Raw genomic sequence first — 14,808 nt, 5'->3', positions numbered from 1 at the left:
ATGACCGCCACGCTCGTCGTCCACGACCTCGCCGGCGGCTACGGCCACCGCACGCTGTTCGACGGACTCGAGCTCACGGTCGCGCCCGGGGACGTCATCGGCGTCGTCGGTGCGAACGGTGCGGGAAAGTCGACGCTGCTGCGCCTCCTCGCGGGGATCGACGAGCCGCAGGCGGGCACGGTCGCACTCGCCCCGGCCGACGCCTTCGTCGGCTGGCTGCCGCAGGAGCACGAGCGCGTCGCGGGGGAGACCGTCGCCGCGTACATCGCCCGCCGCACGGGGTGCGCCAGGGCGACGCAGGACATGGATGCCGCTGCCGCAGCGCTCGGCGACCCCGCGCTCGCGGCATCCGGGGCGGACCCGGCGGACGTGTACTCCGCCGCGCTCGACCGGTGGCTCGCGAGCGGCGCGGCCGACCTCGACGAGCGGCTGCCGATCGTGCTCGCGGAGCTGGGGCTCGACCTCGGCGGCATCCCGGCCGACGCGGCCCTCATGACCTCACTCTCGGGCGGGCAGGCCGCCCGCGTCGGGCTCGCCGCGCTGCTGCTCAGCCGCTTCGACATCGTGCTGCTCGACGAACCGACCAACGACCTCGATCTCGACGGGCTGGAGCGGCTCGAGGCGTTCGTCCGCGGGCTGCGCGGTGGGGTCGTCCTCGTCAGCCACGACCGGGAGTTCCTCGCCCGCTGCGTCACGCGCGTCCTCGAGCTCGACCTCGCGCAGCACTCGAACCGCGTGTACGGCGGCGGATACGACGCCTACCTGGAGGAGCGGGCGACCCTCCGCCGCCAGGCGCGGGAGAAGTACGACGAGTTCGCGGAGAAGAAGGCCGATCTCGTCGCCCGGGCGCGGACGCAGCGCGAATGGTCGAGCCAGGGCGTCCGCAACGCGATGAAGAAGGCGCCCGACAACGACAAGATCAAGCGCAAGGCATCCATGGAGTCCAGCGAGAAGCAGGCGCAGAAGGTGCGGCAGATGGAGAGCCGGATCGCCCGGCTCGACGAGGTCGAGGAGCCCCGCAAAGAGTGGCAGCTCGCCTTCACGATCGGGTCCGCCCCGCGGTCGAGCTCCGTGGTCTCGACGCTGGGCGGCGCCGTGTTCCGGCAGGGCTCCTTCACGCTCGGTCCCGTCTCGCTGCAGGTGAACGCGGGGGAGCGCATCGGCATCACCGGCCCGAACGGCGCGGGGAAGTCGACGCTGCTGCGGGGTCTGCTCGGCACCCAGCATCCCGATGAGGGCACGGCGAGCCTCGGGGCCGCCGTGCAGATCGGCGAGATCGACCAGGCGCGCTCGCAGCTCGCGGGATCCGCGCCGCTCGTGGCGTCGTTCGAGGCGCTCGTGCCCGAGATGGCGGCGGCGGACGTGCGCACGCTCCTCGCCAAGTTCGGGCTCAAGTCCGACCATGTCACCCGGCCGGTCGACGCGCTCTCCCCGGGGGAGCGCACGCGCGCCGGCATGGCGCTGCTGCAGGCCCGCGGCGTGAACGTGCTGGTGCTCGACGAGCCCACCAACCACCTCGACCTGCCGGCCATCGAGCAGCTCGAGCAGGCCCTGGAGTCGTACGAGGGATGCCTGCTGCTCGTGACCCACGACCGGCGGATGCTGCAGGCCGTGCACACCGACCGCCAGTGGCGCGTCGACGCCGGGCGCGTGACCGAGCTCTGACCCGCCGGCGCGGGGGCTCTGTCGGGCCGGGGGCGGTCGGCGTATGGTCAGCGATGAGACCCGTCGAACCTGAAGAGAGGTGCTGACCGTGTTCGAAGACGCACGCGGTGCCGCCGTGATTGCGGCATCCGATCTGGACCGTGCCCGGTCGTTCTACGAGGGGGTCCTGGGTCTGACACCCACGGACGACATGCCCCCCGACGACGATGCGGTGTTCTACCGACTGGGCGGAGTTCCGCTGATGGTCTACCGGACGACGTATGCCGGGACGGCGCAGAACACCGTCTTCGCCGTCGAGACGGACGATCTGGAGCGGGACATGGCGGCGCTGCGGGAGAAGGGCGTGGTCTTCAAGGACTACGACTTCCCAGGGCTCACCACGGTCGACGGCATCGCCGACCTCGGCGGCCAGCGCTCGGCCTGGTTCGAGGACACCGAGGGCAACGCTCTCGCGCTCAGCCAGCGCAATTGACCGTCCGTCCCCGGTGTCGGGGGCGGATGGCAGGATGAGGGCATGCCCGAGTCCCCGGAGGTGCAGGCGCTCGCCGAGTTCCTCGACGAGAGCTTGACCGGCCGGCACGTCGCGGGGGTCGACGTCGTCGAGTTCCGGGCGATCAAGACGCACGCGACACCTCCGGAATCGCTCGCGGGCGCGGAGATCACCGGTGTGGGTCGGATCGGGAAGCACCTCGACATCGCCCTGGGCTCGCGTCATCTCGTCGTCTCGCTGGGGCGGCACGGCTGGGTGCGGTGGGGCACCGGGGCCGGAGGCGAGGCCGACGGCCCGCCGACGCTCGTCCGGTTCGACCTCGACGACGCGTCCGCCCTGGAGCTCACCGACGCGGGCGACTGGGTGTCGGCCGGGGTCTCGGTCGTGAACGACCCCACCGAGGTGTCGAGCATCGCGAAGCTCGGGCCCGATCCTGCGGATCCGGCGTTCGACCCGGCGAGCCTGCGCGCGGCGCTCGGCCGCCGCAAGCAGGTCAAAGCGCTGCTGCAGGAGCAGGAGACCCTCGCCGGGATCGGGGGCGCCTACTCCGACGAGATCCTCTACGACGCGCGCATCTCGCCCGTCGCGCGGGCCTCCGACCTCGACGACGCCGCGCGGGGTCGGCTCGTCGCCTCGACCATGAAGGTGGTCCGCGACGCGATCGTGGCGCGCCGCGGCATCCCCATCGATCAGCTCAAGGCCGCGAAGGTCGCGGCGATGTGGGTGCACGGACGGACGGGCCGGCCCTGTCCCGACTGCGGCGGGACCGTGGCCGACGTCCCCGGGTCGAAGGGTGCCGCGCAGTACTGTCCCGCGTGCCAGACCGGCGGTGTCGTCCTCAGCTGAGTGTCATGACCTCGGCTGACCCCGGGTTACGCGTGGGGGTCAGTGCGCCGCGGGGGCGCCCTCGCCGATCGAGTCCGCCGGCTTCCGGATCAGGAACGCGCCCACCAGGAGCGGCAGCGACAGGATCGCCGCCACGAGGAACGCGCCGTGCGCACCGGCGGCCGCGGCATCCGCCGCGCTGCCACCCGTCTCCTGCACCGACGCGGACGCGGCCGCCATCACCGTGAACATCAGCGCGATGCCGGCGGCACCCGCGACCTGCTGCACCGTGGAGACCACGGCGCTGCCGTACGAGTACAGGCGCGGCGGGAGCGAGCCGAGCGAGGCCGTGAACAGCGGCGTGAACGACAGGGCCAGGCCGATCATCATCACCGTCTGCACGATCGCGACCACCCAGATCGGGGTCTGCGCGTTGAACGTCGTGTAGAGCCACAGCGTGCCGCTCGTCAGGATCGCACCGGGTACGAGCAGAACCCGCGTGCCCCACTTGTCGTAGACGCGGCCGACGAGCGGGCCGGCGAAGCCCATCGCGAGCGAGCCGGGGAGGATCAGCAGGCCCGTGTTGAGCGCGCTCACCCCGAGTGCCTGGTTGAGGAAGAGCGGGAGCACGGTGATCGCGCCGAAGAACGCCGCCGACATGATCATGAAGTACACGACTGAGAGCGTGAAGTTCGCCGCCCGGAAGACGCGCAGGTCGAGGAGCGCGTTGTCCTTCCGCTGAAGGATGAGCTGCCGCCAGACGAACAGCGCGAGGGCGATCCCGCCCACGCCGAAGGAGATCGCCAGCGTGATGCCGGTCGCGGCCTCCGCGCCGGTGCTGCCGTGCCCCGCGGCGCCGAGCTGGCTGAGACCGTAGACGAGACCGCCGAAGCCGAACGCGGAGAGGATGACCGACAGCACGTCGATCGGGGCCTTGCGCGTCGAGCCCAGGTTCGGCAGCCACCGGATGCCCGCGGCGAGCACGACGAGCGCGATCGGCAGCACGACGCCGAAGATCCAGCGCCAGCCGAGCGTGTCGAGGAGGAGCCCGGAGACGGTCGGGCCGATCGCCGGGGCGAGCGCCATGACGAGGCTCACCCGGCCCATCATGCGGCCGCGCGCGTGCGGCGGGACGACCGTCATGATCGTCGTCATCAGCAGCGGCAGCATGATCGCCGTGCCGGACGCCTGCACGACGCGTGCCACGACGAGCATCTCGAAGCCGGGCGACAGCACCGCGAGCAGCGTGCCGAGGGAGAAGAGGCTCATCGCCGCGACGAACATCGCACGCGTCGTGAACCGCTGCAGGAGGAAGCCGGTGACCGGGATCACGACCGCCATCGTGAGCATGAACGCGGTCGTGAGCCACTGGGCCTGGAGCGCCGAGATGTGGAGGTCGCCGATGAGGTGCGGGATCGCCACGCCCATCGTCGTCTCGTTGAGGATGGCGACGAAGGCGGCCGCCAGGAGGAGCCACATGACGCGGCTCTGGTCGCGGGTCATCTCGGCCGGGGCGGCCTCGGGCACGCTTCCCGTACTGGTCGCGTCCGTGGTGGCCATGCGTGTCTCCTCGGGCTCGGAAAGCAGAAAAATGGGGGGATCACGCCGCCCGATGGGCAGCAGACGTCCAGGATAACGGTCGTGTCCGACACGGCATTCCCGATCGCCGTGACACGATTCGGGGGTGAGTCCGCGTCGCCGTGTGCCGTTCGTGCTCCGGGTGTCGGTCGCGATCGTCGCCGGCGTGCTCATCGCTGTCGCGGTCACGTTCGCGCTCGGCCTCGCGGCGGGCCTGCTCGCGGGTTGGGCGAGCTTCGCCGGCGTCCTTGTCGTGTGGGCGCTCGTCCTGACGTGGCGGATGGATGCCCTCGACACGCGCGCCCACGCGACGGAGGAGGATCCTGGCCGGCAAGGCGCCCGGCTCGTCTCGGTCATCGGCAGCCTCGCGAGCCTCGGCGCGGTCGGCTTCGTACTGCTCCAGGCGCGCAATGAGACGCGTCCGACGTCCTTCATCCTCGCCGCGATCGCACTGCTCGCGGTCGCGACATCGTGGGCGCTGATCCAGACCGACTACATGCTCCGGTACGCACGGGTGTACTACCGCGATCCGATCGGGGGGATCGACTTCAACCAGATCGAGCTGCCGATGTACACCGACTTCGCGTACTTCTCGGTCAGCCTCGGCATGACCTATCAGGTCTCCGACAGCAACGTCGGCAGCAACGAGATCCGCCGGATGGTGATCGGGCAGACGCTCCTGTCGTATCTGTTCGGTGCGGTCATCCTCGCGAGCGTGGTCAACCTCTTCGCGGGCCTCGGCGGCTGACCGGCGTCAGTCGTCGAGCTTTTCCTCGTCGACCGGACGGTCCCCGCCCTCCGAGCCGATCGCGTCGGTGGGTCGCGGGTCGGAGAACCGTCGGAAGACGTCCTCCTCGGGCGTGATCAACTCGTCCGCGGTCTTGCTCTCGAGCTCCTCGAGGGGCTCATTCTCGGGCACGTGCGGAGGGAGTTGCGCGCTCATGCCCTCACGATAGCGGCCGGATGCCGTCACCACAGTCGAGCGGCGGCGCCGACGGCGTTCGCGCGGTCGTCGAGCCCGACGCGCGCCGCGTCGGCGCGGTCCCACATCGATCGGGCGAACGTCCCGAGCGTACGGCGGTATGCGTCCGACGGATGCGCGCGCGCGATCTCGGCCAGGCGCGGGAGGTCCATCGCGAGGATCTGCCCGACGCGCGCCTGCGCGGCGCGCGGATGCCCCGTCGTCTCCAGGACGCGGAGCCCGGCATCCATGGCCTCGAGGCACTCGCGCAGCACCTCGGGCTCGGCCTCGCGCTGCGTGATCGAGGTGCCGTCCGCCCGCACCCGCCAGTGCGCCACGACGTGCGGCACGACGTCGAACCGCCGGGCCCGCGCGTACATGAGCTGGGCGACGACCTGGTCCTCGTACAGCCGGCCCTCGGGGAAGCGGAGGGCGTTGTGGTGCCAGAACTCCCGGCGACTGAGCTTCGACCACGCGACGATGTTCGCGGATGCCTCCGGGTGCTCCTCGATCGTCGTCCCGGTGCGCGCGGGGTCGGTCGCCGCGGCGACCCAGGGCTGCACGTCGCCGGTCGCGTACCCGCCGTCGCCGTTCGGGCGCAGGCGCACGTACGCTCCCGCGACGAAGTCGCTGCCGCTCGCGTCGAGCGTCGTCGTGAGGCGCTCGAGCGCGTCCGGCACGAGCACGTCGTCCGCGTCGAGGAACCCCACGAACGGGGTCTCGACGAGGTCGAGCCCCGCGTTGCGGGCGGCGCCCAGGCCGCTGCGGCGGGGAAGCCGGACCACCCGGAACCGCGGATCGGCCGCGGCCGCCCGCGCGAAGATCTCCCCGGTGGCGTCCGTCGACGCGTCGTCGACGAGGATCGCGACCCAGTCCGGGAGCGTCTGCGCGCGCAGCGACGCGAGCGCGTCCTCCGCGTAGGCCGCGACGTCGAACCCCGGAACGATCACCGTGACCGCTGCTCTGCTCATCCCCGGATCGTACCTCCGCCCGATCCGTGCCCCCACGTACGTGAGAACGCGCTTGTGTCATGTTTGTGCGGCGTGTCTATGACATACGCGCGTTCTCACGTAGGTGGGGGTCAGGCGGGGTGGACGGCGGCGACCGACTCGGCCAGGGACCGGGCGACGTCGTCGAGGGGCTCGCGCTGCGCTGCGGAGAGCGTCACGCGCACGGCGGTCTGCGCCTCCTCCGGCGGGATCCCCATCGCGACGAGCACATGCGAGGGCTCGTCGCTGCCGGCCGCGCAGGCGGAGCCGCTCGACGAGATGATCCCGCGCCGCTCCAGCTCGAGGAGGACCGCTTCGCCGCTCGTGCCGGCGAAGGTGAAACTCGCGGTGCCCGGCAGGCGATGCACGGGGTCGCCCGTGAGTCGGGCGCTCGGGACGAGCCGCAGCACCTCGGCCACGAAGGAGTCCCGGATGGCGCGGACCCGGACCGCGGCCTCGTCGCGCTCGGCCTCCGCCAGCTCCAGGGCGGTCGCGAAGCCGACGGCGCCCGCGACGTCCTGCGTGCCCGAGCGGCGGCCCCGCTCCTGGCCGCCGCCATGGAGCAGCGGCTCGAGCGGGATCCGCCCGCGCACCGCCAGCACCCCGGTGCCCTTCGGAGCGCCGAGCTTGTGCCCCGCGAGGGCGAGCGCGTCCGCACCCGTGCCCGACAGGGGGAGCCAGCCCGCGGCCTGCACGGCGTCGAGGTGGAACGGGATCCTCCGCTCATGCGCGACCGCGGCGAGGGCCGCGGCATCCTGCACCGTGCCGACCTCGTTGTTCGCGTAGCCGACCGAGACGAGCGCCGTGTCCGCGCGGAGGGCCGCACGCAGGTCCTCGGGGTGGATCCGTCCGTATCCGTCCACCGGCAGGAGCGTCACCTCGAACCCGTGCAGGCGCGCGAGGTAGGCGGTCGACTCCAGGATCGACTCGTGCTCGATCGGCGTCGTGATCACGTGCCGCGCGCCACGGGGGAGCGCGCCGAGCGCGATCCCCTTCACCGCGAGGTTGTTCGCCTCCGTACCGCCCGAGGTGAAGACGACGTCGCCCGGGCGCATCCCGAGGATCCCCGCGACCCGGGCCCGCGCGTCGGCGAGCGCCTCGGCTCCGGCCTCGCCAGCAGTGTGATGGCTCGACGGATTGCCGAACCACCGGGTGAGGTACGGCTGCATCGCCTCGAGCACCTCGGGTCGCACCGGGGTGGTCGCCGCGTTGTCGAGGTACCGCATCCGCTCAGCCTGCGATGCGGATGTCGAGCCCCAGGTCGAGCGCCCGGGCCGAGTGGGTGAGGGCGCCGACCGAGATGAGGTCGACGCCGGTCTCGGCGATCGCCCGCACGGTGTCGAGGGTCACGCCGCCGGATGCCTCCACCAGCGCCCGACCGGCGACCTGGGCGACTCCGGCGCGGAGGTCGTCGAGGGAGAAGTTGTCGAGCATGATCGTGTCGATCCCGGCTGCGAGGACCGGCTCGATCTGGTCGAGGCGGTCGACCTCCACCTCGACGTGCGCGGTGTGCGGCAGCCGGGACTTCGCGTCGCGGAGCGCCTCGGTCACGGACACGCCCGACGCCAGGAGCACCGCGAGGTGGTTGTCCTTCACCAGGACCGCGTCGGAGAGGGAGAAGCGGTGGTTGTGGCCGCCGCCCGCCGCGACGGCGTGCCGTTCGAACGCCCGGAGCCCCGGCGTCGTCTTGCGCGTGTCGACGATCCGCGCCCGCGTGTCGGCGACCGCGTCGACGTAGCGCGCGGTTGCGGTCGCGATGCCGGACATCCGCTGCGTGAAGTTGAGGCCGATCCGCTCCGCGGTGAGGACCGACCGGGCGGGGCCCGTCACGACGGCGATCGCGTCGCCGGTGCCGAAGCGGTCGCCGTCGGCCAGGAGGAGCTCGACCTCCACCCGGGGGTCGGTGAGCCGGAACGCCGCGACGAACACGGCCGCGCCGGCGAAGACCCCGGGCTCACGCGCAGCGAGCTCGGCGTGCGCGGTCGCGGTCTCGGGGACGAGTGCCTCGCTCGTGAGGTCGCCCCAGGGGGCGTCCTCCGCGAGGGCCGCGGTGACGACGCGGTCGATCTCGGTGCGGGTCAGCATGCGACACTCGCCAGCGCCGCGGCATCGTCGGGGTTCGGCATCCGGTCGTCGTCGCGTCGGAAGTGCGCGCCGACGGATGCCGACCGCGCCCGGGCCGCCGCGACGACGGCCTCGGCCACGGTCAGGAGGTTCGCGTCCTCGTGCTCGCGCGGCGTGCGTGGCCGCGGCATCCGTTCCCGCCATCCGGCGAGCACGTCTGCGGCGTGCGCGAGTCCGCGCTCGTCGCGCTCGAGCCCCGCGTGCGTCCACATGAGGTCCTGCAGCGCCGCGCGCGTGAACTCGGCCGCGCCGGTGCCGGTCGCGCCGAACGGGTGCGTCGGCTGGCTGGCGCGAGCCGGGGCGGCGGCCGCCGGTCCGGTCGCGTGGGCGAGGTGGGCTGCGGCGGCCCCGGCGCGGGCGCCGAAGACCGCGCCCTCCAGGAGCGAGTTCGAGGCGAGGCGGTTCGCGCCGTGCACGCCCGTCCGTGCGGCCTCGCCGGCGGCGAACAGGCCCGGGATGCTGGTGCGCCCGTCGAGGTCGGTCGCGATGCCGCCCATGAGGTAGTGCGCGGCGGGGGTCACCGGGATGGGCCCCCGCGACCAGTCCAGCCCGCGCTCCCGCACCGCGGCGTCGATCGTGGGGAAGCGGCGGGCGAGGAACGCGGCGCCCGACGCGCTCGCGTCCAGGTCGACCGGCCGGCCGCCCTGCGTCGCCATCTGGCGGTGGATCGCCCGCGCCACGACGTCGCGGGGGGCGAGCTCGCCCGCGGGGTGCGCGTCGAACGCGAACCGGCGCCCGTCCTCGTCGAGGAGGACCGCGCCCTCGCCGCGCACGGCCTCGGACACGAGGAACGCGTCGCCGGCGGCGAGCGCGGTCGGGTGGAACTGCACGAACTCGAGGTCCGCGACCGCCGCTCCCGCGCGGATCGCGGCCGCGATCCCGTCGCCGGTCGCACCGGCGGGGTTCGTCGTGTGGGAGTAGAGCTGCCCGATGCCGCCGGTCGCGAGCACCACGGCATCCGCCCGGATCTCCCGCTCCCGGCCCCCGACGAGCACGCGCGCCCCCACCACGTGAGAACGCGCTTGTGTCACAGACACGCCGTTAGAACGTGACATAGGCGCGTTCTCGCGGAGGAGGTCGACCAGATAGGCGTGTTCGAGGATCCGGATGCCGGACGCGCGCAGCTGCGCGACCAGCGTCTCCTCGATCATGGCCCCCGTCGCGTCGCCGCCGGCATGCAGGATGCGTCGGGCGGAATGCGCCGCCTCGAGGCCCCGTACGAGCTCGCCCTCCTCGTCGCGGTCGAACGGTGTGCCCGCGGCGAGGAGGTCGCGCACGCGCGCCGGCCCCTCGGTGACGAGCACGTCGACGGCCGCGTCGTCCGCGAGCCCGGCGCCCGCGGTCAGCGTGTCGGCCGCGTGGAGGGCGGGGGAGTCGTCCGTCCCGAGGGCCACGGCGATGCCGCCCTGGGCGTAGCGCGTGTTGCCCTCCGCGAGCTCGCCCTTCGTCGCGAGCACGACCTCGGCGCCCGCGCGCTGCGCGGCCAGCGCCGCGGTGATCCCCGCGATGCCGCTGCCGACGACCAGGACGCTCGTCACGCCGCGCTCCCCGAGGGGGCCTGCTCCAGCATCCGCTCGAGGGCGACGCGAGCGGGCTCCGCGACGTCCGCGGACACCGTGATGCGGTTGGGGACCTCGCCGGCGACGAGCGACTCGAGCGTCCACGCGAGGTATCCGGGGTGGATCCGGTACATGGTCGAGCAGGGGCACACGACGGGGTCGAGGCAGAAGATCTCGTGCTGCGGGTGCTCGGCCGCGAGCCGCTGCACGAGGTTGATCTCCGTGCCGACCGCGAACGTCGTCGGCTCGGTGGCCGCCTCGATCGCCTTGCGGATGTAGTCCGTCGAGCCGACCCCGTCCGCCGCGTCGACGACCGGCATCGGGCACTCCGGGTGCACGAGCACGCGCACGCCCGGGTGCTCCGCCCGCGCCTTGTCGATCTGGTCGACGGTGAACCGGCGGTGCACGGAGCAGAAGCCGTGCCACAGGATGACGCGCGCGTCCTCGATCGCCTGCTGGTCGTTTCCGCCCAGCGCCTGCGCCGGGTTCCACATCGGCATCCGCTCCAGGGGGACGCCCATCGCCTTCGCGGTGTTGCGTCCGAGGTGCTGGTCGGGGAAGAAGAGGACGCGGCGCCCGTGCGCGAACGCCCACTCGAGCACCGTGTGCGCGTTGGACGAGGTGCACACGATGCCGTTGTGGCGGCCGACGAAGCCCTTGATGGCGGCCGACGAGTTCATGTACGTGACCGGGATGACCGGGAGGAGGCCCTCCGCGTCGGGGGTCTCGAGGTCGCCGAGCACGTCCTCGAGCTGCTCCCAGCACTCCTCGACCTGGTCGATGTCGGCCATGTCCGCCATGGAGCAGCCGGCCGCGAGGTTGGGGAGGATGACGGCCTGGTCGGGGCCGGAGAGGAGGTCCGCGGTCTCGGCCATGAAGTGCACGCCGCAGAACACGATCGCCTCGGCTTCGGGGCGGCCCTTCGCGGCGCGCGCGAGCTGGAACGAGTCGCCGACGTAGTCCGCGTGCCGCACCACCTCCTGCCGCTGGTAGAAGTGGCCGAGCACCACGACGCGGTCGCCCAGCGTCTCCTTCGCCGCGCGGATGCGGGCATCCAGCTCCTCCTCGCTCGCCTCGCGGTACGCGCGGGGGAGCTCGCCCTGGCGCGGGGCGCCGGTCGGGATGACGTCGCCCATCGAGGCGCCGGGTCCGTACCCGGGGCGCGTGTCGAAGTCCCACGGCGAGTCGGCGAGGTCGGTCGTGCAGGTGGAGCCCTCCGCGGATCCCGCGACGATCGCCTGGATCTCGTGGTCGACGGACGGATCCGCGGGGCGCGGACCCAGGGTCAGGAGCGTGGCAGACATGGAGGTCCTGATTTCAGTGACGGGTGGACAGGGGCCCGCGCTCGGCGAGCTCGATGTCCTGGTTGTGGCGGTAGAGCCGGGCGGGGCGGTGGCTGCCCGTCCGGAAGAGATCGGTCGGCACGAGGGCGCCGGCGTTCTCCACCTGACGGCGGAAGTTGGCGGGGTCGAGACGCTTGCCGAGGATCGCCTCGTACACCTCCCGCAGGTCGGCGAGGGTGAAGGCATCCGGCAGGAAGCCGGCCGCGATGCGGCTGTAGCCCACCTTGTTGCGCAGCCGCCACAGGGCGTAGTCGACGATCTCGTTGTGGTCGAACGCGAGCCGCGGGAGGGATGCTGCGTCGAACCACTCCACGTTCTCGGGCGCATCGCCGGCGATCTCGTGCGCCGAGACCTGCGCGTCGACCTCGTCCGCGCGCAGCAGCGCCCAGTACACGATCGATACGACGCGGGTGGTGGAGCGGCCGGTGGCGCCGAAGGCGTAGAGCTGCTCGAGGTAGCTCGGGGTGAGGCCCGTCGTCTCCTCCAGGGTGCGGGATGCCGCCGCATCCAGGCTCTCGGCGACGTCGAGCCAACCGCCGGGGAGCGCCCACAGGCCCTCGTGGGGGTCGCGCGTGCGACGCACCAGGGGGATCGCGACGGCCGAGCCGTCGGTGCGCGGCGTGCGACGGAGCGTGAAGATGACGGTCGACACGGCGACGCGGGTGATGTCCTCGCCCGAGACCGTGGGGGCCGTCGTTGGTTGAGTCGTGGTGACCATAAGTGCTCCGACGGCGATCTTAGTGTCCTCCTGACACGAAGGGCAAATCCTTCTCGGCGGACGGGCAGCGTCGTTGCCTAGGCTGGGGAGGTGGACGCAGCGGGCATCGTGGTCGAGGTCATCGTCGTCCTCGTCCTGATCCTCGCGGGGATCGCCGGGGTCCGGCGCGGGCTCGTCGCGAGCCTCGGTGCCCTGGTCGGGTTCGCGGTCGGGGCGGTGGCGGCCTACGCGCTCGTGCCGCTGCTTGCCGCGCTCTGGCCGTGGCCGGCGTGGCGCGGGGTGGTCACGGTCGCCGGTGCGGTGCTCGTGATCGCGCTGCTGACGGCGGCCGGCGGCGTGCTCGGCGCGTTCCTCCGCCGCGGCGTCGATCGCGTGCGCCTCCGCCCTGTCGACCGGGTGCTCGGGGGCGTGCTGAGCGTCGTGGTCGCGGCCCTGGCCGTCTCGCTCGTCGGGCAGAGCGTGAGCCTCCTCGGCATCCCCGTCGTGTCCACCGCGGTCAGCCAGTCCACGGTGCTGCGCGTCATCGAGGACATCACGCCCCGTCCGATCGCGACCGCGCTCGCGCAGGTGCGCGGCGCGCTGATCGATGACGGCATCCCGAAGCTCGATGCGCTGCTCGCGCCGCCGAACACGTACGCCGCGCCGAACGTCTCGCTCGACGACCCCGCGCTGAACGCGGCTGCGCAGTCCGTCGCGCGGGTGAGCGGCGTCGCGTTCGCGTGCGGCAAGGGATCCAGCGGCTCGGGCTTCGCCGTGACCCCCGACCGGATCGTGACAAACGCGCACGTCGTCGCCGGCGTGGAGACCCCGCTCGTCGAGCTGCCCGGCGAGGCCGGGCGCGAGGGCCGTGTCGTGTACTTCGATCCGACCGGAGATCTCGCCGTGATCGCGGTGGACGGGCTCGACGCCACCCCGCTGCCGGTCGTGCCGACGCCGGCGCCGGGGTCGGATGCCGTCGTCCAGGGCTATCCGTGGGGCGGCCCGTTCACGACGGGGGCCGCCCGGGTGCTGTCCGTGGGGCCTGCGAACGTTCCCGACATCTACGACCGACCGGCGCCGCCGCGCGAGATCGCGACGCTCGCGGCCGTCGTGCGGCCCGGGAACTCCGGCGGCCCGCTCCTGACGCCTGACGGCCGGGTGGCGGGCGTGGTCTTCGCCCGGTCGGACACCGACGACAACATCGGCTTCGCCCTGACCGCCGCCGACCTGGCCCCGGCCCTGGCGGCATCCGCCTCCTCCACCCCGGTCTCGACCGGCCCCTGCACCCCCTGACCCCCGGCCTGGTCCCCGGCCCGGTCCCGGCGCTCTGGCCGGGTCCCGGCTCCCGCGAGACTCCACGTGCGCTCCGAGACTGCGGTGGACGCCCGCAGTCTCGGAGCGCTAGTGCAGTCTCGCGGGATGTGGTTCGGCGCCGAGGCGGCGGAGGCCGTAGAGCTGGCCTGGCTCCGCCGGCCGGATCGGCCGCAGGCCCGCGGCGCCCAGTGCCGCTCGCAGGGGATCCCCCGCGAGAGCGTCGCGCCATGCCCAGTGGGCCGTCGCGCGGATCCCGTACTCGAGCAGCCGAACGTCGCGCTGGCGCCGCCCCCGCAGGAGCTCGACGGGCTCGCCGAACCTCCCGTCGTACTTGAGGTCGCCATCGGCCTCACCGGCCACGCGCTCGTCCGGCCACCAGAAGTCGACGCGATCCTCCTTTCCGTGAGGGCCCACGAAGGACGCCTGGAGCACGGGGGAGGGAAAGCCCAGCCATTCCACGGCAGCCCGGCTGACCGACTCGAACGGCGATTCCGCCTCCGGTGTGGCCCGGGCCAACGGCCACCGCGCGAGGCGGCGACCGCGGCTGCTCGTCCGTTCCTCGTTGACTCCCATGAGCGTTTCGCGGGTGAGCGACGGATCGACCCGCAGAGCGGCGTCGGCGACGGCAAGCCCGATGGCTGGATGCCGGCTGCGGGCCAGGTCGACCGCGATGTCGGCGACCGCGCTCACCAGCAGTCCGTTCTGTTCCGGAGCGTCACGCGGGATGACGGCGGTATGAATCCGAACGTCGCCGACCACTCGCGCTGTCGCGTCCTTCGCCAGTATGAGGTGGACGTAGGCAGGCTCTCCGAACACCGGCAGACCGCGGAGCGCGGCGCCGGCCTCATGGCAGAACACCGCATCGGGATAGGTCAGCGAAGCTGCGTGCACGCGAGCGAGATAGCGGTCCCACGGTGTGAGTGCTCGCCACAACGGGGCTGGGGCATAGATCCCTCGGGCGACGCGGACGATCTCGCCCCGCCCGAGCCAGCGGTCCGGATGGGTGACGTCTCGCGCGCGCAGCAGCGGCACCGGGCAGGGGACGATGGTCGTCGCGGTAAGCGTGTCCTGACGCATGCGTCGACTCTGTCCGCCCCGCCGGGCCTTCTGGTCCCTTCCGGCGCATCTGGGGTGCGTGCGCGCCCCCGCACCCCTCTGTGGAGAGGTTGCCCCGCCTCTCCGCGAGACTGCATTGGCACTCCGAGACCGCAGGCGCCCCCTGCACTCTCGGAGTGCACATGCAGTCTCACGGGTGGGAGACCG

Annotated in this window: 14 protein-coding genes; 5 read left to right on the top strand and 9 right to left on the bottom strand. The window is 72.8% G+C overall.

Translation table 11 applies throughout. From position 1 onward, the window contains the following. The 3 genes from ABCS02_RS19910 to ABCS02_RS19900 all read left to right on the top strand — a co-directional run bounded on the left by ABCS02_RS19910 (position 1) and on the right by ABCS02_RS19900 (position 3,001). Positions 1 to 1,665, top strand: coding sequence for an ABC-F family ATP-binding cassette domain-containing protein (locus tag ABCS02_RS19910; RefSeq protein ID WP_345837433.1), 1,665 nt, complete (start codon positions 1 to 3; stop codon positions 1,663 to 1,665). Between the two features lie 88 nt (positions 1,666 to 1,753). Then, positions 1,754 to 2,137, top strand: a complete 384-nt coding sequence (locus ABCS02_RS19905) for a VOC family protein (protein WP_345837432.1) — start codon at positions 1,754 to 1,756, stop codon at positions 2,135 to 2,137. Positions 2,138 to 2,179: 42 nt separating this feature from the next. After that, complete coding sequence (locus ABCS02_RS19900) at positions 2,180 to 3,001, top strand: DNA-formamidopyrimidine glycosylase family protein (RefSeq protein WP_345837431.1); 822 nt, start codon at positions 2,180 to 2,182, stop codon at positions 2,999 to 3,001. 39 nt (positions 3,002 to 3,040) lie between these two features. On the opposite strand, the gene ABCS02_RS19895 is transcribed toward ABCS02_RS19900, so the two are convergent. Next, positions 3,041 to 4,540 carry a DHA2 family efflux MFS transporter permease subunit gene (locus ABCS02_RS19895; protein WP_345837430.1) on the bottom strand — a complete coding sequence of 500 codons (1,500 nt, stop codon included), beginning with the start codon at positions 4,538 to 4,540 and terminating at the stop codon, positions 3,041 to 3,043. A gap of 124 nt (positions 4,541 to 4,664) precedes the next feature. Between ABCS02_RS19895 and ABCS02_RS19890 the strand changes: the two genes are divergently transcribed. Then, a complete protein-coding gene (locus ABCS02_RS19890; protein WP_345837429.1) occupies positions 4,665 to 5,306 on the top strand; it encodes a DUF1345 domain-containing protein in 642 nt (213 codons plus the stop codon). A gap of 6 nt (positions 5,307 to 5,312) precedes the next feature. On the opposite strand, the gene ABCS02_RS19885 is transcribed toward ABCS02_RS19890, so the two are convergent. From ABCS02_RS19885 to ABCS02_RS19855, 7 genes are all read right to left on the bottom strand, one after another. Further along, complete coding sequence (locus tag ABCS02_RS19885) at positions 5,313 to 5,501, bottom strand: hypothetical protein (protein WP_345837428.1); 189 nt, start codon at positions 5,499 to 5,501, stop codon at positions 5,313 to 5,315. 26 nt (positions 5,502 to 5,527) lie between these two features. Next, a complete protein-coding gene (locus ABCS02_RS19880; RefSeq protein WP_345837427.1) occupies positions 5,528 to 6,490 on the bottom strand; it encodes a glycosyltransferase family 2 protein in 963 nt (320 codons plus the stop codon). A gap of 110 nt (positions 6,491 to 6,600) precedes the next feature. Continuing rightward, positions 6,601 to 7,734, bottom strand: coding sequence for a cysteine desulfurase family protein (locus tag ABCS02_RS19875; RefSeq protein WP_345837426.1), 1,134 nt, complete (start codon positions 7,732 to 7,734; stop codon positions 6,601 to 6,603). A 4-nt stretch (positions 7,735 to 7,738) separates the two neighbouring features. After that, the gene (gene nadC / locus ABCS02_RS19870; protein ID WP_345837425.1) at positions 7,739 to 8,593 is read right to left on the bottom strand and encodes a carboxylating nicotinate-nucleotide diphosphorylase; all 855 of its coding nucleotides are present in this window, start codon (positions 8,591 to 8,593) and stop codon (positions 7,739 to 7,741) included. Next, positions 8,587 to 10,170, bottom strand: a complete 1,584-nt coding sequence (nadB, locus tag ABCS02_RS19865) for an L-aspartate oxidase (RefSeq protein WP_345837424.1) — start codon at positions 10,168 to 10,170, stop codon at positions 8,587 to 8,589. The genes nadC and nadB overlap by 7 nt, the downstream gene beginning before the upstream one ends. Continuing rightward, the gene (gene nadA / locus ABCS02_RS19860) at positions 10,167 to 11,495 is read right to left on the bottom strand and encodes a quinolinate synthase NadA (protein WP_345837423.1); all 1,329 of its coding nucleotides are present in this window, start codon (positions 11,493 to 11,495) and stop codon (positions 10,167 to 10,169) included. Before nadA ends, nadB begins: the two co-directional genes overlap by 4 nt. Positions 11,496 to 11,508: 13 nt before the next feature. Then, entirely contained in the window at positions 11,509 to 12,252 is a 744-nt protein-coding gene (locus tag ABCS02_RS19855) for an NUDIX domain-containing protein (RefSeq protein WP_345837422.1), read from the bottom strand. Positions 12,253 to 12,342: 90 nt separating this feature from the next. Here ABCS02_RS19855 and ABCS02_RS19850 point away from each other — a divergent pair, with 90 nt between their 5' ends. Then, entirely contained in the window at positions 12,343 to 13,524 is a 1,182-nt protein-coding gene (locus ABCS02_RS19850) for a MarP family serine protease (RefSeq protein ID WP_345837421.1), read from the top strand. Positions 13,525 to 13,632: 108 nt separating this feature from the next. On the opposite strand, the gene ABCS02_RS19845 is transcribed toward ABCS02_RS19850, so the two are convergent. Next, a complete protein-coding gene (locus tag ABCS02_RS19845) occupies positions 13,633 to 14,622 on the bottom strand; it encodes a hypothetical protein (RefSeq protein ID WP_345837420.1) in 990 nt (329 codons plus the stop codon). Positions 14,623 to 14,808 lie beyond the last annotated feature (186 nt).

Source organism: Microbacterium sp. X-17 (genome assembly GCF_039615055.1).
Note: the sequence above shows the minus strand (reverse complement) of the source record. Positions and strands in the feature narration are given on the sequence as shown.